This window comes from Aurantiacibacter aquimixticola, assembly GCF_003605475.1.
In the GTDB taxonomy this organism is placed as follows: Bacteria; Pseudomonadota; Alphaproteobacteria; order Sphingomonadales; family Sphingomonadaceae; genus Alteraurantiacibacter; species Alteraurantiacibacter aquimixticola_B.
On sequence record NZ_RAHX01000001.1, the window covers coordinates 1905426 to 1926449 of the forward strand.

The window sequence follows — 21024 nt, forward strand, 5'->3', positions numbered from 1 at the left end:
TCGCCACGATTACTTCGCGCCCGCATGCCCTCGTTTAGGCGACGCTGCTGGAAGCCGAGGGAATTCCGGTGTGGATCGACGGGGCGTGGCACGTATCTGTGGATCCGCTCTCCGTCGCACTGGGCGGCCATCGCCTCACCATTCCACAGAGCGATTGGCGCCGGGCGAGCGCGCTTATTGCCGAGGCCGGTGTGGCGGGTGCCGAGGTGGCCTACGAGGGCGGCAGGCAGGCGATCTTGCGCTTCCTGGCGGTCTGCTACGGTCCATTGATCTTCTTCGGCATTCCAGCTGCGATTGCGGGGATCGTGCCTGCATCCGCGCTGGCGCTCATTCCGGCGAGCGCGATCACGACACCAGTCGATCCGCGCGGCCGGAACGATTACTTCCTCGCTCCGGGGCAGGAGCTTGATCTAGATTAAGAAGACGGCCGGTTCGTTTGCCTCGGCATCGCTTCCGGCTATGGAGCGGCGATGCGGCAGGTTCTTTACATCAGCACGGCTCCCGGCCTCAGCGAGAGCGATGTCGATGCGATCCTGCAATCTTCGCGGCGGAACAATCCCGCGGCGGGGATCACGGGCTTCCTGATCTACAACGGCCGCAATTTCATCCAACTGCTGGAGGGCGAGGAGGCGCGCGTCTTCGCCCTGTTGCGAAAGCTGTCTTACGACCCGCGGCATACGGGGATCGTCAAGCTCGCCAGTAGCGATGTGGGCGCACGTACATGCCCCGATTGGAGCATGCAGCGCATACGCCTCAACCAGGATGTGGATGCGCGCTCCTCGACACTGGACGGCGAGCTGCCCGAGGCACTGGCACCGCAAATTCGCAGGATTGTGCTGAATTTCGTCGCGTTGAACTGAGCTGCCTCAGACTAGGTGCCGAGCGAAGAATTCGGCGGTCCGCCTGTCGGCGAGCTGTGCAGCTTTCTCGTCCCGCCGCTCGCCGAATTCCGTTGCGAAACCGTGATCGAGGCCATCATAGTCGTGGAGCGTGACCTTGGGATGGTCATTGAGCCCATCATGCATGGCCTTTTGCGTGTCCTTGTCGACGAAATGATCTTCGGTCGGAACGTGGAGCAACAGCGGGTTGGCGATCGCGTGCTTCTCGCGCAGCAATTCGTCGATCCCAACGCCGTAGTAACCGACGCTGGCATCCACGTCGGTGCGCGCGGCCGTCATATAGGCGAGCCGCCCGCCCAAGCAGTATCCGACACAACCGACTTTCCCAGTCTGAGTGTGATCGCGCACATACTTGATCGTCGCTTCGATATCGCGGACGCCGGCATCCTGATTGAACTTTCCCATAAGCTCGAGCGCGCGCTCGAATTCAGGCTCGATGTCGGGATCGAGTTCCACGCCCGGCTCCAGCCTCCAGAACAGGTCGGGCGCCATGGCCAGATATCCGTCCTCCGCCAGCTTGTCGCATTTGCGGCGGATACCAGCATTCACGCCGAAGATTTCCTGAATGACGACGATGGCTGCTTTCGGTTCGCCTTCGGGCCGCGCGAGATAGGCATCGAAGCCGTCTTCGCCGGAAAGGGTGGAAATGCGCACTGTCTCGGTCATATAGGTCTCTCCCGCTGTTCGGATCGCGTCTCTTGCTATCCTACGCGGCAGAGCAGGAAAGGTGTCCGACAATGAAGGTCCATGTCGAAATCGAATGTACGCCGCAGGAAGCGCGCGAATTCATGGGCTTGCCGGATGTCGAGCAGGCCAATGCCATCTATGTCGATACCATCGCCAAGGCGATGCAGGGCGTTTCGAGCGCCGAGCAGATGGAAGAATATGCCAAGCAACTGGCACCGATGGGCCAGATGGGCCTCAAGATGTTCGAAAGTTTTGTCGAGGGTGCAACCCGCAGCGCCGCCAGCGGAACCGGTTCTTCTAAGAAGTAAGTAACTGAATGGATACGATTTTCGCTCTATCGAGCGGCTCCCCGCCAGCGGGAATCGGCGTCATTCGGATTACCGGCGACGCAGCTGCGGAAGCGCTGCGCCGCATTGCCGGATCGCTCCCGAAACCTCGCATGGCAACCCGGGCGACGTTTCGCGATGCGGACGGCAATCCTCTCGATGACGGTCTGGTCATTTATTTTCCAGCGCCGCGTTCGGTGACCGGAGAAGACGTGGCGGAACTCCATTGCCATGGCGGTAGGGCAGTCGTCGCAGCGATCAAGCGAACGCTTGGGGAGATCGAGGGATGTCGCCGCGCGGAACCTGGCGAATTCACCCGCCGTGCCTTTGCGAACGCGCGGATCGACCTTTCCGAGGCGGAAGGGCTGGCCGATCTCCTGTTGGCCGAAACCGAGCTGCAGCGGCAAAGCGCGATGGCGATGGCAGGTGGTGCCTTTTCTCGCCAGATCGATGGTTGGCGAGATTCGCTGCTTAAACTGTCCGCTCAGGTCGAGGCGACGCTCGACTTCGACGATGAGGACGACGTCGGGGAAGTCTCCGACGCGTTCTCGATACAGGTCAGCGAGCTCTCGAAGGGTTTGCACGAGGCGCTGGACGCGCCGCATGCTGAGACGCTCAAGGAAGGTTTCCGTGTAGCCCTGGCCGGTCCACCCAATGCTGGCAAGAGCACCTTGTTCAATGCGCTGGTGGAGAGCGAAGCTGCCATCACGGCGGAAATTGCGGGCACGACGCGCGATGTGTTGAGCAAATCGGTCGCAATCCGGGGCGTTCCATTCACTTTCGTCGATATGGCCGGACTGCGAAACGAAGCAGGCGACGAGATCGAAGCGATCGGCATCAAACGCGCGCAGGCGGAGCTCGAAAAGGCAGATCTGGTGCTCTGGCTCGGCGAGGAGGGAGAGGGGCCGGCAGACTCTTGGGAGATAGAGGCACGTGTGGACACACCCGACCGCTCCAAGAAGCATGACCCACGCTTGCGCATTTCTGCAAAGAGCGGAGAGGGTATGGCGATCCTGCGTGAGCAGCTTATTTCGAGGGCGCGAGACGCTATGCCGAAACCTGGCGAGATTGCGCTGAGTGCGAGGCAGCGCGAACTGCTGGCCAAAGCCGCCAACGGGATTGAACAGGCGGCGATCGCAGATGACCCCCTGATCATGGCTGAGGACTTGCGAACAGCTCGATCCGCCATCGACGCTCTCACGGGTCAAACCGCAACTGAGGATGTGCTCGACACGCTATTCGGCAGGTTCTGCATCGGCAAATAGTGTTTCACGTGAAACACGCTGGATATTGTGCTCACCAGCATTTATCTCGCCGATATGACGGATTTCGACGTTTTGGTGGTGGGTGGCGGCCACGCCGGCTGCGAGGCTGCGGCAGTGGCAGCACGCATGGGTGTTCGCACCGCGCTCGTCTCATTCGATCTCGAAAAGATCGGCGCAATGAGCTGCAATCCTGCGATTGGCGGCCTTGGCAAGGGTCATCTCGTTCGTGAAGTCGATGCATTCGATGGTCTCATCGGCCAGGCTGCTGACGCCGCGGCGATACACTATCGAATGCTCAATCGGTCCAAAGGCAGTGCGGTGCACGGGCCGCGGGTTCAAGCGGATCGTGATCTGTTCAAGGCTTTCGTGCAGGCTGCCTTATCGCGTCTGAAGCAGTTGCGCCTGATCGAAGGCGAAGTAGCTGAGCTTCTGCTACAGGGCGATCGTGTTACCGGCGTGAGGTTGGCCGACGGTAGCGAGCTATCGAGCCGCTCCGTCATCCTGTGCACCGGTACGTTTCTCGGCGGCCGCCTGTTTCGCGGGGAGGAACGCTTCGAAGGCGGGCGGATCGGCGAGGACGGTGCACACAAGCTTGCCCAGCAACTGCGCGCGGCGGAGCTTCCTCTCGCACGGCTCAAGACCGGCACGCCGCCACGGCTCGATGGCAGAACGATAGACTGGGCGCGTCTCGCCGAGCAGCCTTCCGATATTGAGCAATGGACGATGTCGCCGATGACGCGGCACCGGCAAAATCCGCAGGTGTTCTGCGCAATCACCCGGACGAACCAGCAAACGCACGACATCATCGCCGCCAATCTTGATCGATCGCCTATCTTCACCGGGGCGGTCGATGCGAACGGGCCGCGCTATTGCCCGTCCATCGAAGACAAGATCCATCGATTTGCCGATCGCGATGGCCATCAGGTCTTCCTCGAACCGGAAGGGCTGGATACGCCGCTGGTCTATCCCAACGGCATCAGCACCTCGCTCCCCGTCGATGTGCAGCTCAATATGCTCCGCACCATGGATGGACTCGAAAGCGTCCATATGGAAGTTCCCGGATATGCTGTCGAGTACGACCATATCGATCCGAGGGCGCTCAAGGCGGACTTGCAATTACGAGCAATACCAGGGTTGTACTGCGCAGGGCAGATCAACGGGACGACTGGCTATGAAGAGGCCGCCGCCCAGGGCTTGATGGCCGGGATGGGCGCGGCGTGCGCGGCACTCGACAAATCCATGCCGCCGCTCGATCGTGCCAATTCGTACATGGCGGTTATGCTTGATGACCTGACACTGCATGGGGTGACAGAGCCCTATCGCATGTTGACCGCCCGAGCAGAATATCGGCTCCGCTTGCGCGCAAACAATGCAACGACGCGGTTGACGCCGATGGCGTGTGACATTGGCTGTGTAAGTGAAAAGCGCTTACGCTGGTTTGAAGAGCGAGAGGCAGAACGTTCCACGTGGAACACGCTGCTCTCTCAGCCTGTCACGGCTCTCCAGATGGCGGCAGCAGGTGCGCCCGTTAAATCCGATGGAACCAAACGCTCGCTGTCTGAATGGTTGGGATTCCCAAATATCGAACCTCGGCATTTGGGAGATTGGCTGCCCGAGGGACTGAAGGCCGACGGTCCGTTGGCGGAGGAACTGAAGGAAGATGCGCTCTACGCGCCGTATGTCGCGCGTCAGGAAGGGGAATTGCGCAATCTGCGAAGCAGCGAAGCGCTTAAACTTGCTTCCGATTTTCCTTTTACGGATGTGCCTGGCCTTTCAAATGAGATGGCAGAACGTCTGTCGGCGGCAAAGCCGAGCGACCTGGCGGCCGCAGGGCGAGTGCGCGGGGTAACGCCCGCTGCGCTCGCTGCGCTCCTCGTGCATGCCAAGCGCCTCGCGGCATGATCGAGAGCGAGGATGAGGCGCGCGCTTATTGTGCGGCGCGGTGCGATGATCGTGCAATGGGTCTGCTCGAGCGCTTCGTGCACGCGTTGTGTGAAGAGAACGGCCGTCAGAATTTAATTTCGAAGGCCAGTGTCAATCATGTCTGGCAGCGCCATATCGCCGACAGTTTGCAGCTTGTCGATCACGCGCCGCAGCGTAGGGCGTCATGGCTCGACCTCGGATCGGGACCGGGTTTGCCCGGCATCGTCATCGCTATCGCCCGGCCCGATGTTGAAATGCATTGTGTAGAATCAAGGGCGAAACGAATCGCTTGGCTGGAGCGCATTTGCGTGCAGCTCGACCTCGAAAACTGCCTCGTGCACGGTCGGCAACTTGAACGTGTGGAAAGTCGGGAAATGGACGTGATCACGGCGCGGGCCTTCGCCCCGCTTGCCAAATTACTCGACTTATCCGAGCGGTTTTCCACACCGGCCACCGTATGGTTGTTGCCGAAAGGCAGGTCGGCAGCGCAGGAATTGGCTGAACAGCCGAATCATGTGCGCGGCATGTTTCACGTGGAACAGTCGATGACAAGCGCAGATGCTGCCATCTTGGTCGGCAAAGGGAGGATCCCATGATCGTTATTGCGATTGCAAACCAGAAGGGCGGCGTCGGAAAAACGACGAGCGCAATCAACATTGCAACGGCGATGGCGGCCAGTGGATGGCGGACATTGCTGCTCGACCTCGATCCGCAAGGGAATGCCTCGACCGGACTAGGCATTCCGTCGGCAGACCGTGACGCGTCTAGCTACGACGTAATAGTGGACCAGGCGGCGATCGCGGATTGCACGATCCGCACGACGATCCCCGGCCTCGATGTCTGTCCTGCCACGGTCGATCTTAGTGGAGCGGAAGTGGAGCTCGTCGGTGTCGAGGATCGATCGCAGCGCCTTCGTGAAGCTTTCGACGGTCACACTGGCCATGACATATGTTTCATCGATTGCCCGCCATCGCTCGGTCTCCTGACGCTAAACGCTCTCTGCGCGGCGGACACGCTACTCGTGCCTTTGCAATGCGAATTTTTTGCGCTGGAAGGCCTCAGTCAGCTTCTGCAGACGGTCGAGCAGGTTCAGCAGCGCTTCAATCCCGATCTCGGCATTATCGGCATCGCCCTGACGATGTTCGACCGTCGCAATCGCCTGACAGACCAGGTCGCAGACGATGTGCGCGAATGTCTCGGCGATCTCGTTTTCGAGGCGGTGATCCCGCGAAATGTTCGCCTTTCGGAAGCGCCGAGCCACGGCTTGCCCGCGCTCATTTACGACAATTCCTGCATGGGCAGCCGAGCTTACATGGCCTTGGCGCGCGAACTGATCGGACGACTGCCGGCAGAAAGGATTGCAGCATGAGCGAAAGCAACGGGGGCGCTCCCGCACGCGCAAAGGCCGCGCCACGCAAACTGGGCAAGGGCTTGGGCGCGCTGTTGGGAGAGGCCAAACGCGAGGAGCCGCTTGTGGCTCGAGGTCCACGCGATGCCGGGAGCGCCGGAGCTGGAGACGCGGGTGACGGGCTAGCGATGCTCGCCATCGCCGATATCGCGCCGCATCCCGATCAGCCACGCAGGCATTTCGACGATGCCGCTCTGTCGGAGCTGGCCGCGTCGATTGCCAGCCGTGGGGTGATCCAGCCGGTGATCGTGCGACCTGTCGAAGGTGGGACGTATCAGCTGGTGGCGGGCGAGCGCCGCTGGCGCGCGTCGCAGAAGGCGCATCTACATGAAATTCCTGCCATAATTCGCGATCTGGCGGATCGTGATGTGATGGCCTTGGCGTTGATCGAGAATGTCCAGCGCGAAGATCTCAACCCCGTGGAGGAAGCGCGCGCTTATCAGCGCCTGGCCGAAATCGAGGACATGACGCAGGCCGAGATCGCCACTCTGGTCGAAAAATCGCGCAGCCATGTGGCGAATCTCCAGCGGCTGCTTGCTTTGCCCGAAGTGGTGCTCGACCATCTCGAAGCGGGGCGGCTCGACATGGGCCATGGCCGCGCGCTCATCGGACTGGATAATGCGAGCGAACTGGCCGCGCAGGCGGTGGCGAAAAAGCTGTCCGTCCGCGAGGTCGAGAAACTTGCTCGCAAGAGTAGGGGCGGCGAGGGCCCGGCGCGGCGCCAGGCACGTCCGCCGCGCGACAATGCCCAGGATGCAGACATTGCCGCCGTCGAGAATCATCTCGAGGAATTTCTCGGCCTGCCGGTAAAGATCGCGACGGATAGCGATCCGCGCTCGGGAGCGGTCACTGTGAGGTTCCGCACTCTCGACCAATTAGACCTTATCTGTCAGAGACTTACAGGCGGCGGAATTTAGGAAAAGTTGCGCCGCGCGACTTCGGAGGTCAGTCGGCGGTTTGGCGCTTGCCGCGCGGCTGGATCACGCGGCGGGCGCGGATCTGCGGTGCGGGCTCGGGCGCTTCGGCGATCTCTTCGATAACTTCCTCAATGACGATCTCACGGCAATCGTCGCATGATTGGCGGCGAATTCGCATGTCTGCCGGATAAGCAGGCGCAGCGGCCACGTGTCGAGCGAAGCCGACGCCGCCACCCATCTCGTACCGGCGCAGATAGGCGTCGCAGTAACGCGCGGCCCACAAGGCGTTGCGATCCACGCCGCGGTAGTCGTCCTCGCCATCGACCACCTCGCCGATCGCTGCTCCGGCAAGGCCACCCAGACCGGCACCGACAACGGTGCCCAGCAGCCTGTCGCCATCTGCGATACGATTGCCCGCCACACCGCCGGCGACCGCGCCGAGCAGTCCGCCAATCACTGCGCCATCGGGTCCGCGCTCGTAATCGGTGTCGCGATAATATCCGCCGCCATCGGCCATCAGATACTGGCAGTCCGCCAGCCACTGCGCGCGCTCTCGCGGACCATAGGCGAGGGCGGGACGTGTATAGCCACTGCCCGCATGATGCTGCCGCCAATACTCGCCATCATGCGTGAGAACATGGCCCTCATCGCTGACGAAGCGATGTTCGCCGATGAAAGTGCCCTCGTAGACGGCATCCACCGTGCGGCCTTCCGCGTCTGTGTAGGTGCCGGTCCACTCACCCTGCCACGTATTCGCGTCCTGCCAATCACCCTGCCAGACGCCATCGTAGCGCGTGTCGACGGGCTCGATCGCATGGTCCTGCGCCGTTGCCGGCGCGGCGAGCGCGATGCTGGCGAGGGATAAGCTGGCGGCGAGATTGACGATAGGGCGATGCGGCATTGCGGGGTTTCCCTCATACGGAACGGGCGCGAATTGCCCATTTACTCCGCATTTACCGTCGCAAGTCGCGAAAATCCAAACGTGGCCCGATGATTGTCCCGTTACGGGGCAACACGTGCCTTGCGGCGATCAGATGCGCTCGCTGAGGATGGCGGCGAGCCGCTCGATCCCGGCACGGTCCTCCGCGTCGAAACGTGCCAGGTCCGGGCTGTCCAGATCGATGACCGCAACGACGTTTCCGCCGCGGACCACCGGGACGACCAGCTCGGACCGGCTACGGGCGTCGCATGCAATGTGACCGGAAAAGGCGTGCACGTCTTCCACCAGCTGCGTCTCGCCCTTCGCCGCCGCCCCGCACACGCCGACGCCGATCGGAATGCGGATGCAGGCGGGTCGCCCGACGAACGGGCCGAGCACCAGTTCTCCGTCCACCAGGCGATAGAAGCCGGTCCAGTTGCAGTCCGGCAGGAATTCACCAAGCAGCGCGGCGACATTGGCCATGTTGGCCACCCTATCCGGTTCGCCCTGCGTCAGCGCATCGGCCGCCTCGATGAGGGCGTCGTAAGTTTGCGCCTTGGAAGCGCCGGGAGCGGGTGCGAAATCGAACATCCGCGCAGCATCTAATGGCTGAAACGATTGCCGCAAGCCGCGCGCTCGCTTATCTGCGAGCCATGTCCTTGCTCAAGAAAATCCTTATCGGCATCGTCGTCCTAGTCACATTGGCCGCACTCGTGCTCTGGTGGCTGTCCCGGCCGGACCCGGCGGAATACTCGCTGGCCGATACCAGCGGTACGGATCCTGTGCTCGCGCAGCCGGACGAGCAGCTGATCCCCACGGTCGAAATCGCCAGCCCCGTCGGCTGGGGCGCGGATGGCGCACCGCAGGCGGCGGAAGGCCTTGTCGTCAATCGCTTTGCCGAGGGGCTTGATCATCCGCGCGTGGTCTACACGCTGCCCAATGGCGATGTGCTGGTTACGCTGACCAATGCTCCCGAACGCGAACTGGCCGGCGGCTGGCTCACCAATTTCGTCGCCGGGCTTCTGTTCGACGAAGCGGGCGCGGGCGATCCCTCTGCGAACCAGCTCGTCCTGCTGCGCGATACGGACGAGGATGGCCGTGCGGATGTTCAGCGCGTGTTGCGTGAGGCGGACCTCGATTCGCCGTCCGGCATCGCCTGGAACGACGGCACGCTCTACATCGCCAATCACGACGAGATCCTGCAATTCGCCTACGCATTGGGAGACGATGCCATTGAGGGCGAGCCGGAAAAGATTGCCGATCTCCCCCCGGCGGGCAATCACTGGATGCGCAATCTGATCCTGTCGGAGGATGGCACGCGATTGTTCGTCGCGGTCGGTTCGGCGTCGAATATCGGCGAAGGCGGAATGGATATCGAGGAGGCGCGCGCCGCCGTGCACCAGCTTAACCTCGAAACCGGGGAAGCGCGGCTGTTCGCGCAGGGCCTGCGCAATCCTAACGGTCTCGACTGGAACCCGTGGACGGGCGAGCTCTGGACCACGGTCAATGAGCGCGACATGCTCGGCAGCGATCTCGTGCCCGATTACATGACGAACGTGCCGCTCGGCGCGCATTATGGCTGGCCGTGGGTGTATTACAACGACGTGATCGATGAGCGGGTCGAGGCACCGAGGCCGCGCTTCCTTATCGAATATACGCGAACGCCCGAATATGCGCTGGGCGCGCACACCGCGCCGCTGGGCATGGTCTTTAGCCAGGAGGGCGCGAGAATGGGCGACGCCTTCGGGCAGGGCGCGTTCATTGCCCGGCACGGATCGTGGAATCGTTCCCCCGCGGCGGGATACGATGTGGTGTTCGTCGAATTCGACGGGCGCGGCAATCCGGTGGGCAAGCCCAAACAGGTTCTGCAGAGCTTCCTGACCGGCGAGGGCGAGACGTTCGGTCGTCCGACATGGGTCGAGTGGGACGCGACCGGCGCATTGCTGGTAAGTGATGATACCGCCGGCATCATCTGGCGTGTGCTGGCACCGGGTGCGGAAGGCTCGGCCGCGATCGAGCGCAACAGCGGAGAGCGCCTGCGACCGCAGCGCCAGCTTCGCGGCGATCCGCGGCGCGCTTTCGAAGAGGGTGCGATCCGACCCGAAGACATTATGTGACGCTGGCCGCGCGATGATGGATGTGCCGCGAGTGCTCCAGCCGGATGCCGAGGGAATAGCGCTTGCGGCCCGCCTGCTTGGCGAGGGATCGCTCGTCGCGCTGCCGACGGAGACGGTGTACGGCCTCGCCGCGCGGGCAGACGATGCCGATGCGGTTGCGTCGATATACCGGCTGAAAGGCCGTCCTGATTTCAATCCGCTTATCGTGCATGTCGCATCGCATGAAATGGCGGAGCGACTTGCGCATTTCGACGCACGCGCGAGGGCCCTTGCGAAGCGTTTCTGGCCCGGCCCGCTGACACTGGTGCTGCCTTTGCGCAAAGATGCTGCGCTGGCAAAGGCGGTTACCGCCGCGCTGCCGACAGTCGCGCTGCGCATGCCTGAGCATCCTGTCGCACGCCAAGTGCTTAAGGCGGCGAATATGCCCGTGGCCGCCCCCTCGGCCAATCGCAGCAATCGGCTAAGCCCTACGCGTGCCGAGCATGTGTCGGCCTCCTTCGGTGAGGATGCGCCCCCAGTCCTCGATGGCGGCGCATGTCGGGACGGGGTGGAATCGAGCATCGTGGCGCTGCGAGCGGATGGCACGTGGGAATTTCTGCGTCCCGGACCGATCGATGTCGAGGTATTGACGAAGGAGTTAGGCCCGCAGGAAAAGTCGCGCGGCGCAACTGTCGAGGCGCCCGGCCAGCTCGCCACACATTACTCGCCCGGAAAGCCGCTTCGGCTGGACGTTCTCGACCCGGCAAGCGACGAGTATATGATCGGTTTCGGCGACGTGGCCGGGGAGACCAGTCTGTCGCCGGGTGGCGATCTCGCCCAAGCGGCAGCACGGCTATACGAATGTCTCCACATAGCCGCCGCGTCGGCTCGGCCGCGCATAGCGGTCGCGCCAATTCCTTCGGGTGGCATCGGGCAGGCGATCGATGACAGGCTGCGCCGCGCCGCGGCCGATCAGTCGTCTCTTTCGTAAGGGATTGTCGGCAGCAGGATTTCGATCTCTCGGCGGGTGGCGACGGCCCTGCGACACGCGCGGTCGTCACCTTCCAGGCAATCGTCCTCCCGCCGCACCAGGTCGCGCTGCAATTCGCCGAGCCGCTCCTCCCGCCGCCGGATTTCCCGGCCTCGCGCGCGGTCGGCCTCGTCCTGGCTCGTCGTAGTCCAGTCGACCACCTTGCTCGCGACGCGCACAGGCGCGGCGACCACGTCCACCGCAGTACGCACGACACAGCCGCTCAGCGCAGTGGCGAGCAGAGGGGCAATGAGCAGAAGAGGCTTGCGCGGCATGCCGGGCGGTCTCCTTCGATCCGCCCATAGCATGCATCCGTCAGTCTTGCTTTCGGATTAAGCCGAAGGAAATCAGCCGCAGGTGAGGCTGCCGGAGCCAGCGATGCTTTCCTCGCACTCGGCATCGCCGTTGACGCGGACATCGCCCGAGCCGGAGATGCTGGCGCTCACCCGGCCGTCCGACGCGAAGGCGACATCGCCGGAACCGGAAATGCGGATATCGGCATCCTCGACTTCGAGATTGTCCATTTCGAGATCGGACGAACCTGAAATGGCGACGGTCAGGTCTCGTGCCGATCCGCCCGCAACAATCGTGCCGCTGCCGGAGACACGGATATCGAGCGCATCGACATCGATATTCTCCGCGGTGACCGTTCCCGAACCCGAGCTCGCGATGGATGCGTCGCTTGCCAGTGCCTGGGTGATGATTTCGCCCGATCCGCTCAGAGAGAGGCCGGACGGGGCGGGCATGGTGATCGTTACCGTCGCACGATCGCCCATGGAAAGATTACTGCCGCCGCGCCCGATCGTGAGCCGGTCCCCGCTGCGATCGAAGCGAAGGCCATCAACGACATCGGCGGGCCCATCGACATCGACAGCGAATTGCGCGCCGTCCATGATGACGACATTGTCCGGGCCGGAAAGGCCAATATGCGAAGGCGCGGCGCCATTCGTATCCAGCTCTGCCAGCGGAACGCCGTCTGCCGTGCCGTTACTGTAACTCATCCCGCAGGCGCTCAGCGCAGTTGCGGCAAGGATGGAGGTGGCGATTGTGGCAATTTTCATGAGCGTGCTCCCAGTGTGTGTTGCAACAGCAATACACGCTGGCGAGACGATTGGCAAAGCCGTCTGTCGAGTGGACACACCTTTGGTCGAATCGCACAAAAAAGGGCCGCTCACTGCGCGTGAGCGGCCCTTTGCTGTCCTTTATCTGCCCCTCGCGGGATAGCGTCAGGCGTCGTCGTTATTCTCGTAATATTGCGGCGCGTGTTCCTTCAGCACGTCGAGAATCTTCTCGAGTGCGGTCGGCTCGTCCGTCTTCTCCATCGCCGCCAGTTCGCGGGCAAGGCGGCTGGAGGCGGCCTCGAAGATCTGCCGTTCGGAATAGCTCTGCTCGGGCTGGTCTTCCGGACGGAAGAGATCCCGCGTCACCTCGGCGATCAGCACGATTTCGCCGGAATTGATCTTCGCTTCATATTCCTGGGCGCGGCGAGACCACATCGTGCGCTTTACCTTGGGCTTGCCCTTCAGCGTTTCCATCGCTTCCTTCAGCGTCTTGTCGCTGGAAAGCTTGCGCATTCCGATGCTTTCGACCTTGTTGGTCGGCACACGGAGCGTCATGCGCTCCTTCTCGAAACGCAGGACATACAGCTCCAGCTGCATGCCGGCGATTTCTTCGTTCTGCAGTTCGATCACACGGCCAACACCGTGCTTGGGGTAGACGACGTAATCGCCGACTTCGAAAGCGGTCGCATTAGCGGCCATAAACAGCATTCCTTTCTTCGGCAGCGCCGGATACCAGATGACCGAAGGCCGTCCGCCGAAGGGCGAAGCGGTCGAATTTCGGTCCTGTTGCTGGAGCGGGGCCTGCCTTCCTATCCGCCTGCCGCCCACGCAGGGGCGTGCAGTTGCGAACGGATATAACAGATTCGGGTCATAAATTCCAGTGTTTGCCGCAGCGCCGCACGGGTCGCAGCTCAGCGGCTGCCTGCTGCCGCGACTTCGGCACCGAAGATAAGGACATAAGCGACCAGATACAGCCACGTCAGGAGGACGATCACCGCGCCGAGCGAGCCGTAGGTCGCGTTGTAGCTGCCGAAATTGGCGACGTAGAATCCGAAAGCGGCGGTAAGCAGCACGAAGCCGACGCTAGCGAGAATTGCCCCCGGCAGCACGCGCCTCCAACTGGCATGGATCCCTTTCGGCCCGCGCCGGTAAAGGATCCCGGCCGCCAGTGTTCCCGAAGCCGCAAGCACGGTATATGTCGCTGCCTGCCCGATCCAGTACGCGCCGCCGGACAGCCCCGGCAGCAATGCGGTGATCGCGGATGTCACCGTCAGCGCGCCTGCAACCAGGCCAACCCCGACGACGCCCGCGAGGGTCACCGCCAGCGCGACCAGATTTCCCCGCAGGAAGCTTCGCTGTTCGCTGTCTTCGAACGCTTCGGAAACGGCCGTGACAAGAGCCCCCGCCGCATTGCGCGCGCCGAACAGTGCCAGTCCTAAGGCGAGCAGGAGGCCGAAACCCTTGGCGCTGCCCGAGCTCTCCACCACGGCTTCCAGCTGCTTGCCGATCAGTTCGGCGGCGGATTGCGGAAGGCTTTGCGCCATCGCCGCGATATTATTCGCCACCATCTGCGGATCGGCAAAAATGCCATAGCTCAGCACGGCCGCCGCAAGCAGCGGCACCATTGCGAGAAAGGCGTAATAGGCAACGCCCGCCGCAAGCACACCGCCATTGTGCTCGCCGAAGCGCGCAAATCCCTGTTTCAATCTGGAAAATGTCATCCCCGCCTAAGCGCGCGGGGCGGTAGAGCGTTCCGCAATTGCGGATCAGTCGCCTTCGCCGGGCTCGCCGGAGAAGTACTTGTCGAACTTGCCGTCCTCGCCCTTATGCTCATCGGCATCGGCGGGCGGATCTTTCTTCTCGGTGATATTCGGCCATTCGGCGGAATACTTCGTGTTGAGCTCCAGCCATTTTTCCTGACCGTCCTCGGTGTCCGGCAGGATCGCTTCGGCCGGGCATTCCGGCTCGCACACGCCGCAATCGATGCATTCCGACGGATTGATGACGAGCATGTTCTCGCCTTCGTAGAAGCAGTCGACCGGGCAGACCTCGACGCAGTCCGTATATTTGCATTTGATGCAGGCGTCGGTGACGACGTAGGTCATGGTGCGGCGTATCCTTTCCGGTTGCTCGCTCCCGCTATGCCGATTGCGCGCTAAGCGTCAAGCACGCGGTAATGCGCCTGCGCTTCGCCAGCGGGGCCGCGCCGCTCAGGCAGGGTTTCGATGGCGATTACGCGCACGCCGCGTCCTATCGGCAGCGTCAGTACGTCGCCTGCGGTGATCGGGCGATCGATCCGGACCACCCGCTCACCATTGCAACGGATATGCCCTTCACCGATCCAGCGCTGCGCCACCGCGCGGCTTTTCGCAAAGCGCAGGCGGCAGAGCAGCAGGTCGAGCCGCATTCAGTTCTTCAGAAGGTCCGCAAGACCGGCGAGCGCCTTGCCGGTGGCCGGCTGGTTGGCGGCGGGCCGCTGGGTCGAACGCTTGTCGCGAGAGCCATCCTCGCGACGCGGCTTGCCTTGCCCCCTCGCTTTACCACCGGAACGCGGAGGACGCTTCCCGCGCGGTTTCATGCTGTCGCGTCGCGGCGCGCGCCATGTCCATGGGGTCGGTCGCGGTGGGCCGTAGGCGCCCTGCGCCAGCTCGACCGGCTGACCTTGGCGAAAACCTGCATCCTTCATCAGGCTGCGGAAATTGTCGGGCGAAAGGCCCATGCTCGTGCCCAGCGCCGCGGTGACGGGAAAACCGAGCGCACCCTTGTCGCCTGCTGCCTGCGCCTTGACGCGCTGCTCATGCGCGGCCCGGAATAGTTTCTCAGCCATGTCCACTCTGATCGCCTGCTTGCCCGCACGGCGATATCCTGCGGGCAGCTGCTTTCCGCCCTCGATCACAGCTTCCATGCTTTCGCGCACAGGTCGACGGTCTATGCCGAGCGCTTTCAGCAGCAGGCGCGGCCCGGGCTTGAGCAGAGCGGGGACAAAGACGTCGAGCGATCCGATAAAGACGCCGAGCTTGCGCAGGAAGGGACGCTTTTCCTTCGGGACATGCGCGAGGCCTGCTTCTTCCCGCCGCACCGTGCCGTTGCGGTCTACCAGCGTCAGAAGCAACGCGCGCACTTCGCTGCCCGCTTCGGGATCGCCCGCTGCATCTTCGATCGCCTTGAGCGGCGCGAGCGGAGCAAGCTTTTCAGCCAGCCACACTTGCAAGCCTTCCTCGAGCCTGGACCGGTGAACCGGATCGAGCGCGCCAAGATCCTTCGACATCGCGATACGCGGGGAGAGAACCGACTTCCCGCGCTCCAGATCGGCGACCTTCTGATCGCCGCGCATCAGTGCGCCTTTGGCGATCACCTGATCGCCCAGCTCGTCAGCCACAAGCTTCTGCGCCTTGGCCGCGAGCAGAGCGGGCATGTGCTTTTCCGCCGCAGCCAGCATCAGCTTGCGATCCTCATTGCTTGCCGTGTCGTCCACCACGAACCGAAAGCCTTCGAGATGGCCGATCGGTTGGCCTTCGACCGTCACGCGGTCATCGTCTTCCAGTTTGACGCGCAAGAGTCCTGCATCCTTTCCCATGCCGCGCATCAATACAGCGGTGCGGCGATTCACGAAACGCTCTGTCAGTTTCTGATGCAGCGCGTCCGACAGCTTGGCCTCTGCAGCGCGGGCGCGGGCGGCCATTTCGTCGCGCGCCAGTACCCAGTCGGGCCGCTGACAGATATACGCCCAGCTGCGAATGCCGGCGAGGCGACCCTGCAACGTGTCGATATCGCCGGACGTATTGCGCAGTTCGCCGATGCGCGCGGCGACGAAGTCCGCTCCGATATGGCCGCCGCGAAGATCGGACCAGAGCCGCGCGACGAAACGCGCATGCGCTTCGGGGCCGTGCTGGCGGAAGTCGGGCAGCTGGCACGTTTCCCAGAACCGTCTCACCAGGCCGGGATTGTCGATGCCCTTGGTCGCTTCGCCGAGCTCGTGCAGCCGTTTCAGCACCGCAAGATCTATGGCCTGGGGCGCGGCCTTCAGCTGTTCCTCGCGCGGGCGCATTTCGAGATCGGCGATCAGGCGTTCGAGGCTGTCGAAGCGCGGCTCCGGATTGCGCCAATAAAGCTTGGTAAGCGGCGCAAAGCGATGCTGCTCGATGGCGAAGACTTCGTCCTCGGTAAACTCGATGGGTGCGCCGCCCCGCCTGCCGCCACCGGCCATCGTGCCGAAGCTTCCGTCGGTCTGGTGCCGACCGGCGCGCCCGGCGATCTGCGCCATTTCGGCCGGGCGCAATCGGCGCTGTCGCACGCCGTCGAACTTTGACAGCGATGCGAAGGCGACGTGGCGAACATCGAGATTGAGGCCCATGCCGATGGCGTCGGTGGCGACGATGTAATCGACCTCCCCCGACTGGAAGAGTTCGACCTGGCGATTGCGCGTCTGTGGACTGAGCGCGCCCATCACCACCGCAGCACCGCCGCGGAAACGTCGCAGCAGTTCGGCGACCTGGTAGACCTGCTCCACCGAGAAGGCGACGATGGCGCTGCGCGGCGGCAGGCGGCTGAGCTTCGCCGAACCGGTATGGGTCAGGACGGAGAAGCGCGGGCGCTCCTCCACGCTGGCGTCCGGCACAAGCGCGCGAACCATCGGCTCCAGCGTGGCCGAGCCGAGCAGCATCGTCTCTTCCCGACCGCGTGCATTCAGCAGCCGATCGGTGAAGATATGTCCGCGCTCCCGGTCCGCCGCGATCTGGGCCTCGTCCAGCGCGACAAAGGCATGTCCCCCGCCATCGCGCGGCATGGCCTCGGCCGTGCAGAGGAAATAGCGCGCATTCGGCGGCTCGATCCGCTCTTCGCCGGTAATCAGCGCACAGGCTGCCTCGCCCTTCATTGCGCAGACCTTGTCATAGACCTCGCGCGCAAGCAGCCGCAGCGGAAACCCGATCGCGCCGGAAGAATGGCCGCACATCCGCTCGATCGCGAGATGGGTCTTGCCGGTATTGGTCGGGCCGAGAACGGCGCGAATGCGGCTATCGGATGGCGGAAAAGTCACGGGACTCCTGCATGGCGATTGCAGATAGCGCGCGCAACCGTTGCAGCACGCAAACGCCTCGTCGCACGGTGGACTCAACTGGCCGCCGTTAAGGGCAAATTTACTTTGTGATTGCAGGTTTGCGGGCAATTACGCAGACCGGGATTGGGTCGTGACGCTCCTTCGCGAAAGGAGCTGCTTCACGCGCACGCAAGGAGGGCGCGTTTGCTCAAGGATCGTGACAGCGATGGCGAGATCAGGCTGGAGGGTGATTACCCGCCCGCCCAGCTGACGCTCGACCAGGCCATCGACGAGCCGACCGGTTCATCGCGCCGCATTGCGCGCGTCACTCCCCTGTCTGACCGCTACGGCGAATGGCACGCCCGAACTTCTGCGCGGCTGGCCGCATTCGACTTTGCGCCTGACCTTGGCCGAGACATCGGTTCGCGCCAATGGCTGCGCGGCGTAGCGACGCTGATCGGCCTTTCTGCGGTGGCGCTCGCTGCCTGGCCCGGCTTCTCTCCGGTGGAGGCTGCGCCTGCCATGCGGATCGACGATTCGGTGCGCGACGAATTCCGCAGTCAGATGATCATGCCGCTCGCGCTCGGAGCGGATAGCGGCCGCCGCATGGGCTCGACCGTTGCTGTCTCGGAGCTCGAACGCGCCCCCGAACGCCCTCGTCTCGATCTGGTCGCGACCCTGACCCAGGGAGACGGTTTCGACCGCATGTTGCGGCGTGCCGGTGTCGGCGAAGACGAAGCCCGCGCCATCGCCGGTATGGTCGGCTCAGCCATCGATCTCGACGATATCGAGCCCGGCACGCAGGTCGACATCACGCTTGGCCGCCGCGCTGCAGCCGATACGCCGCGCCCATTGGACGCGTTGTCCTTCCGCGCGCGTTTCGATCTGCAATTGGCGGTCGAACGGAAGGGCGATCGCCTGGTGCTGGATCCCCGCCCGATCATGGTCGATTCGACACCACTTAGGGTGCGCGGGACGGTCGGCCCGAGCCTCTACCGCTCCGCCCGGGCCGTTGGCGCGCCGCCGAGCGCGGTGCAGGAATTTCTGCGCACGATAGGCCGCGAACTCGACATGAGCCGCGAAGTGAGCGCGGGCGACGAATTCGACATGATCGTCGATTATCGCCGCGCGGCCACGGGCGAAGTCGAGGTGGGCGACCTGCTTTATGCTGCGATCATCCGCGACGGACGGCCGAAAAAGCAGCTTATGCGGTTCGGGCGTGAAGGCCGCTTCTACGATGCGGCGGGCGAAGGCGCGATGCGCGAAGGGCTCGTCTCGCCGGTGCCGGGTTCGATCAGTTCGCGCTTCGGCATGCGTCGCCACCCCGTCCTCGGCTATCGCCGCATGCATTCGGGCGTCGACTTCCGTGGCCGCAGCGGCACGCCGATCTATGCGGCGACGGATGGCACGGTCACTTTCTCGGGACGCAATGGCGGCTACGGCAATTTCGTTCGCCTGCGTCACGCGGGCGGCCTTGGCACCGGATATGCGCATATGAGCCGCATCGCCGTGCGCAACGGCCAGAGCGTTCGGCGCGGGCAGGTGATCGGGTATGTCGGCTCGACAGGCCTCTCGACCGGACCGCACCTCCATTACGAGATGTATCGCAATGGCCGGAAGATCGATCCGCTAAGCGTCCGTTACGTCACCCGCGCGCAGCTTTCGGGGCAGCAGCTGGCGAACTTCCGCGAGCAGCTGGTTCGCCTGCAACGCGTCGAGGCGGGCGCCGCGCTTGCCGATCTCGCGCCCGATCCATCGCTCACCGACGCTCCGCAGCGTGAGATCGACCGGCTCGAAAATCGGCGGAAGGTGAACTGACGCCTGCGGAGGCGTTGCCCGCTCCTCGCTTTTGCGGCAGGACTTCGCGCCATGAGCAGGAGTTTTCCCAACACGCGGATGCGGCGCATGCGCGCGCACGGCTGGAGCCGCGCGATGCTGCGCGAGACCGTGCTGACGCCCGCCGATCTGATCTGGCCGCTGTTCGTGACAGACGGACAGGTTATCGAAGAGCCCGTTGCCAGCTTGCCGGGCGTTTCGCGCTGGTCGGTCGAAAACATCGCGAAACGCGCCCGCGAGGCGGTCGATCTCGGCATTCCCTGTGTGGCGCTGTTCCCGAATACGCCATCGGAAAGCCGAAGCGACGACGCTGCCGAGGCGCTCAATCCCGACAATCTGATGTGCCGCGCCATCAAGGCGGTGAAAGATGCGTGTGGCGAGGATATCGGCGTTCTCACTGACGTCGCGCTCGACCCCTATACCTCGCATGGGCAGGACGGGCTGATCGACGAAAGCGGCTACGTCCTCAATGACGACACGGTTGCCGTGCTGGTCGACCAGGCCATCGTCCAGGCCGAGGCCGGCGCCGATATCGTCGCTCCGTCTGACATGATGGACGGCCGCGTAATGGCGATCCGCATGGCGCTGGAGATGGGCGGCCACCACAACACGCAGATCATGGCCTATGCCGCCAAGTTCGCGTCGGCATTTTACGGCCCTTTCCGAGATGCGGTGGGCAGCGGAGACCGGCTGAAGGGTGACAAGACCACCTATCAGATGGACCCGGCCAATGGCGACGAGGCGCTGGCCGAGATCGCGCTCGATATTGCGGAAGGCGCGGACAGCGTGATGGTGAAACCGGGCCTCGCCTATCTCGACATCATCTGGCGCGCCCGGCAGCGTTTCGATGTGCCGATCTTTGCCTATCAGGTAAGCGGCGAATACGCCTTGATAGAGGCCGGTGCCGCGGCGGGCGCCGGAGACCGCGATGCGCTGCTGATGGAAAAGCTGGTCGCTTTCAAGCGTGCGGGGAGCGCTGGAATCCTGACCTATCACGCGCCGGTCGCGGCGCGATTGCTGAGCCGGTGAGATGCCGGATGGGGCCGAACCCTTCAGGCACGAGACCGCGCGCCTGGTCCTGCGCGACTGGCGCAATGAGGACTGGCCCGAATTCTGGCGACTGACCAACACGCCTGCCGTCATGCGTTGGCTCGGCCGCGAAGCGAATGCGCAAACGCGTGAAGCGGCCCGTGCTCGGGTCGAGCGGTATGCGCGCGATTACGGGCATACGTTCTGGGCGCTTGAGCGGATGCCCGACGGCGGACATCTGTCGGGCGAAATCCTTGGCTTCTGCGGCCTCAAACGCGCCAATGTCGATGGCTCGCCGGTGTCTGGCATGCCCGAAATCGGCTGGCGTCTTCGCGAGGATGCCTGGGGGTGCGGCTATGCCAAGGAGGCGGCCATGGCGTCGCTCGATCTCGGCTTCGGACGGTTTGGCTATGATGAAATCGTGGCGCTTACACTCGAGGGAAATGCGGCGAGCTGGGGTCTCATGAAGCGGCTCGGCATGCGCCGGCGCAAAGATCTGGATTATATCGATCCGAACTGGCCTGCCGAATTCAATCCAAACATAGTGTATTCAATCGCCGCATCCGCCTGGAAAGGCGCTGATGGATAAT

General features: G+C 63.4%; 23 protein-coding genes. 13 read left to right on the forward strand and 10 right to left on the reverse strand.

Annotation, left to right across the window (positions count from 1 at the left end; translation table 11 throughout):
• Positions 1–68 precede the first annotated feature (68 nt).
• Together D6201_RS09575 and D6201_RS09580 are read left to right on the forward strand one after the other, a co-directional pair.
• The gene (locus D6201_RS09575) at positions 69–419 is read left to right on the forward strand and encodes a hypothetical protein (protein ID WP_133303989.1); all 351 of its coding nucleotides are present in this window, start codon (positions 69–71) and stop codon (positions 417–419) included.
• Between the two features lie 51 nt (positions 420–470).
• Positions 471–860 carry a BLUF domain-containing protein gene (locus D6201_RS09580; protein ID WP_120048587.1) on the forward strand — a complete coding sequence of 130 codons (390 nt, stop codon included), beginning with the start codon at positions 471–473 and terminating at the stop codon, positions 858–860.
• 6 nt (positions 861–866) lie between these two features.
• Here the strand turns inward: D6201_RS09580 and D6201_RS09585 are convergent, their stop codons facing one another.
• Positions 867–1565, reverse strand: coding sequence for a dienelactone hydrolase family protein (locus D6201_RS09585; RefSeq protein ID WP_120048588.1), 699 nt, complete (start codon positions 1563–1565; stop codon positions 867–869).
• A 71-nt stretch (positions 1566–1636) separates the two neighbouring features.
• Between D6201_RS09585 and D6201_RS09590 the strand changes: the two genes are divergently transcribed.
• From D6201_RS09590 to D6201_RS09615, 6 genes are read left to right on the forward strand one after another with little or no spacing between them, the layout of a single operon-like run.
• Positions 1637–1894 (forward strand): DUF6489 family protein, encoded by a 258-nt coding sequence (locus D6201_RS09590; protein ID WP_120048589.1) that lies wholly within the window; start codon positions 1637–1639, stop codon positions 1892–1894.
• Between the two features lie 8 nt (positions 1895–1902).
• Complete coding sequence (gene mnmE / locus D6201_RS09595; protein ID WP_120048590.1) at positions 1903–3177, forward strand: tRNA uridine-5-carboxymethylaminomethyl(34) synthesis GTPase MnmE; 1275 nt, start codon at positions 1903–1905, stop codon at positions 3175–3177.
• 54 nt (positions 3178–3231) lie between these two features.
• Positions 3232–5079 (forward strand): tRNA uridine-5-carboxymethylaminomethyl(34) synthesis enzyme MnmG, encoded by a 1848-nt coding sequence (gene mnmG, locus D6201_RS09600; RefSeq protein ID WP_120049328.1) that lies wholly within the window; start codon positions 3232–3234, stop codon positions 5077–5079.
• Positions 5076–5696, forward strand: coding sequence for a 16S rRNA (guanine(527)-N(7))-methyltransferase RsmG (gene rsmG, locus D6201_RS09605; RefSeq protein WP_120048591.1), 621 nt, complete (start codon positions 5076–5078; stop codon positions 5694–5696). Before mnmG ends, rsmG begins: the two co-directional genes overlap by 4 nt.
• Complete coding sequence (locus tag D6201_RS09610; RefSeq protein ID WP_120048592.1) at positions 5693–6469, forward strand: ParA family protein; 777 nt, start codon at positions 5693–5695, stop codon at positions 6467–6469. Before rsmG ends, D6201_RS09610 begins: the two co-directional genes overlap by 4 nt.
• The gene (locus D6201_RS09615) at positions 6466–7425 is read left to right on the forward strand and encodes a ParB/RepB/Spo0J family partition protein (RefSeq protein ID WP_120048593.1); all 960 of its coding nucleotides are present in this window, start codon (positions 6466–6468) and stop codon (positions 7423–7425) included. The genes D6201_RS09610 and D6201_RS09615 overlap by 4 nt, the downstream gene beginning before the upstream one ends.
• A gap of 28 nt (positions 7426–7453) precedes the next feature.
• Here D6201_RS09615 and D6201_RS13100 read toward each other — a convergent pair whose 3' ends face one another.
• Complete coding sequence (locus D6201_RS13100) at positions 7454–8326, reverse strand: glycine zipper 2TM domain-containing protein (RefSeq protein WP_120048594.1); 873 nt, start codon at positions 8324–8326, stop codon at positions 7454–7456.
• Positions 8327–8455: 129 nt separating this feature from the next.
• The gene (locus tag D6201_RS09625) at positions 8456–8935 is read right to left on the reverse strand and encodes a GAF domain-containing protein (protein ID WP_120048595.1); all 480 of its coding nucleotides are present in this window, start codon (positions 8933–8935) and stop codon (positions 8456–8458) included.
• A gap of 62 nt (positions 8936–8997) precedes the next feature.
• Between D6201_RS09625 and D6201_RS09630 the strand changes: the two genes are divergently transcribed.
• Together D6201_RS09630 and D6201_RS09635 are read left to right on the forward strand one after the other, a co-directional pair.
• Positions 8998–10461, forward strand: a complete 1464-nt coding sequence (locus tag D6201_RS09630; protein ID WP_193725697.1) for a PQQ-dependent sugar dehydrogenase — start codon at positions 8998–9000, stop codon at positions 10459–10461.
• A gap of 13 nt (positions 10462–10474) precedes the next feature.
• The gene (locus D6201_RS09635) at positions 10475–11431 is read left to right on the forward strand and encodes an L-threonylcarbamoyladenylate synthase (RefSeq protein WP_120048596.1); all 957 of its coding nucleotides are present in this window, start codon (positions 10475–10477) and stop codon (positions 11429–11431) included.
• Here D6201_RS09635 and D6201_RS09640 read toward each other — a convergent pair.
• The 7 genes from D6201_RS09640 to D6201_RS09670 all read right to left on the reverse strand — a co-directional run bounded on the left by D6201_RS09640 (position 11413) and on the right by D6201_RS09670 (position 17569).
• A complete protein-coding gene (locus D6201_RS09640; RefSeq protein WP_120048597.1) occupies positions 11413–11745 on the reverse strand; it encodes a hypothetical protein in 333 nt (110 codons plus the stop codon). The genes D6201_RS09635 and D6201_RS09640 overlap by 19 nt on opposite strands.
• Positions 11746–11817: 72 nt before the next feature.
• Positions 11818–12531: a head GIN domain-containing protein gene (locus D6201_RS09645; RefSeq protein WP_120048598.1), complete on the reverse strand. Its 714-nt coding sequence runs from the start codon at positions 12529–12531 to the stop codon at positions 11818–11820.
• A 165-nt stretch (positions 12532–12696) separates the two neighbouring features.
• Positions 12697–13230: a CarD family transcriptional regulator gene (locus D6201_RS09650; protein WP_120049330.1), complete on the reverse strand. Its 534-nt coding sequence runs from the start codon at positions 13228–13230 to the stop codon at positions 12697–12699.
• Between the two features lie 212 nt (positions 13231–13442).
• Complete coding sequence (locus tag D6201_RS09655; protein WP_120048599.1) at positions 13443–14252, reverse strand: YihY/virulence factor BrkB family protein; 810 nt, start codon at positions 14250–14252, stop codon at positions 13443–13445.
• 45 nt (positions 14253–14297) lie between these two features.
• Entirely contained in the window at positions 14298–14636 is a 339-nt protein-coding gene (gene fdxA / locus D6201_RS09660; protein WP_120048600.1) for a ferredoxin FdxA, read from the reverse strand.
• A 50-nt stretch (positions 14637–14686) separates the two neighbouring features.
• Positions 14687–14938 carry a S4 domain-containing protein gene (locus D6201_RS09665; RefSeq protein ID WP_120048601.1) on the reverse strand — a complete coding sequence of 84 codons (252 nt, stop codon included), beginning with the start codon at positions 14936–14938 and terminating at the stop codon, positions 14687–14689.
• A complete protein-coding gene (locus D6201_RS09670; RefSeq protein WP_422664703.1) occupies positions 14939–17569 on the reverse strand; it encodes a helicase-related protein in 2631 nt (876 codons plus the stop codon).
• Between the two features lie 204 nt (positions 17570–17773).
• Here D6201_RS09670 and D6201_RS09675 point away from each other — a divergent pair, with 204 nt between their 5' ends.
• The 3 genes from D6201_RS09675 to D6201_RS09685 are packed head-to-tail and all read left to right on the forward strand — an operon-like array spanning position 17774 to position 21023.
• Entirely contained in the window at positions 17774–19387 is a 1614-nt protein-coding gene (locus D6201_RS09675) for a M23 family metallopeptidase (protein WP_242447503.1), read from the forward strand.
• Positions 19388–19438: 51 nt separating this feature from the next.
• Positions 19439–20434, forward strand: a complete 996-nt coding sequence (hemB, locus tag D6201_RS09680) for a porphobilinogen synthase (RefSeq protein WP_120048602.1) — start codon at positions 19439–19441, stop codon at positions 20432–20434.
• A gap of 1 nt (position 20435) precedes the next feature.
• A complete protein-coding gene (locus tag D6201_RS09685; RefSeq protein ID WP_120048603.1) occupies positions 20436–21023 on the forward strand; it encodes a GNAT family N-acetyltransferase in 588 nt (195 codons plus the stop codon).
• The last annotated feature ends 1 nt before the right edge of the window (position 21024 follow it).

What these genes read in the sequence shown, in the direction of transcription:
- D6201_RS09580 (WP_120048587.1), top strand. Translation starts at nt 471, where the DNA reads ATGCGGCAGGTTCTTTACATCAGCACGGCTCCCGGCCTCAGCGAGAGC.
- D6201_RS09585 (WP_120048588.1), bottom strand. Translation starts at nt 1,565, where the DNA reads ATGACCGAGACAGTGCGCATTTCCACCCTTTCCGGCGAAGACGGCTTC.
- D6201_RS09590 (WP_120048589.1), top strand. Translation starts at nt 1,637, where the DNA reads ATGAAGGTCCATGTCGAAATCGAATGTACGCCGCAGGAAGCGCGCGAA.
- mnmE (WP_120048590.1), top strand. Translation starts at nt 1,903, where the DNA reads ATGGATACGATTTTCGCTCTATCGAGCGGCTCCCCGCCAGCGGGAATC.
- mnmG (WP_120049328.1), top strand. Translation starts at nt 3,232, where the DNA reads ATGACGGATTTCGACGTTTTGGTGGTGGGTGGCGGCCACGCCGGCTGC.
- rsmG (WP_120048591.1), top strand. Translation starts at nt 5,076, where the DNA reads ATGATCGAGAGCGAGGATGAGGCGCGCGCTTATTGTGCGGCGCGGTGC.
- D6201_RS09610 (WP_120048592.1), top strand. Translation starts at nt 5,693, where the DNA reads ATGATCGTTATTGCGATTGCAAACCAGAAGGGCGGCGTCGGAAAAACG.
- D6201_RS09615 (WP_120048593.1), top strand. Translation starts at nt 6,466, where the DNA reads ATGAGCGAAAGCAACGGGGGCGCTCCCGCACGCGCAAAGGCCGCGCCA.
- D6201_RS13100 (WP_120048594.1), bottom strand. Translation starts at nt 8,326, where the DNA reads ATGCCGCATCGCCCTATCGTCAATCTCGCCGCCAGCTTATCCCTCGCC.
- D6201_RS09625 (WP_120048595.1), bottom strand. Translation starts at nt 8,935, where the DNA reads ATGTTCGATTTCGCACCCGCTCCCGGCGCTTCCAAGGCGCAAACTTAC.
- D6201_RS09630 (WP_193725697.1), top strand. Translation starts at nt 8,998, where the DNA reads ATGTCCTTGCTCAAGAAAATCCTTATCGGCATCGTCGTCCTAGTCACA.
- D6201_RS09635 (WP_120048596.1), top strand. Translation starts at nt 10,475, where the DNA reads ATGATGGATGTGCCGCGAGTGCTCCAGCCGGATGCCGAGGGAATAGCG.
- D6201_RS09640 (WP_120048597.1), bottom strand. Translation starts at nt 11,745, where the DNA reads ATGCCGCGCAAGCCTCTTCTGCTCATTGCCCCTCTGCTCGCCACTGCG.
- D6201_RS09645 (WP_120048598.1), bottom strand. Translation starts at nt 12,531, where the DNA reads ATGAAAATTGCCACAATCGCCACCTCCATCCTTGCCGCAACTGCGCTG.
- D6201_RS09650 (WP_120049330.1), bottom strand. Translation starts at nt 13,230, where the DNA reads ATGGCCGCTAATGCGACCGCTTTCGAAGTCGGCGATTACGTCGTCTAC.
- D6201_RS09655 (WP_120048599.1), bottom strand. Translation starts at nt 14,252, where the DNA reads ATGACATTTTCCAGATTGAAACAGGGATTTGCGCGCTTCGGCGAGCAC.
- fdxA (WP_120048600.1), bottom strand. Translation starts at nt 14,636, where the DNA reads ATGACCTACGTCGTCACCGACGCCTGCATCAAATGCAAATATACGGAC.
- D6201_RS09665 (WP_120048601.1), bottom strand. Translation starts at nt 14,938, where the DNA reads ATGCGGCTCGACCTGCTGCTCTGCCGCCTGCGCTTTGCGAAAAGCCGC.
- hemB (WP_120048602.1), top strand. Translation starts at nt 19,439, where the DNA reads ATGAGCAGGAGTTTTCCCAACACGCGGATGCGGCGCATGCGCGCGCAC.
- D6201_RS09685 (WP_120048603.1), top strand. Translation starts at nt 20,436, where the DNA reads ATGCCGGATGGGGCCGAACCCTTCAGGCACGAGACCGCGCGCCTGGTC.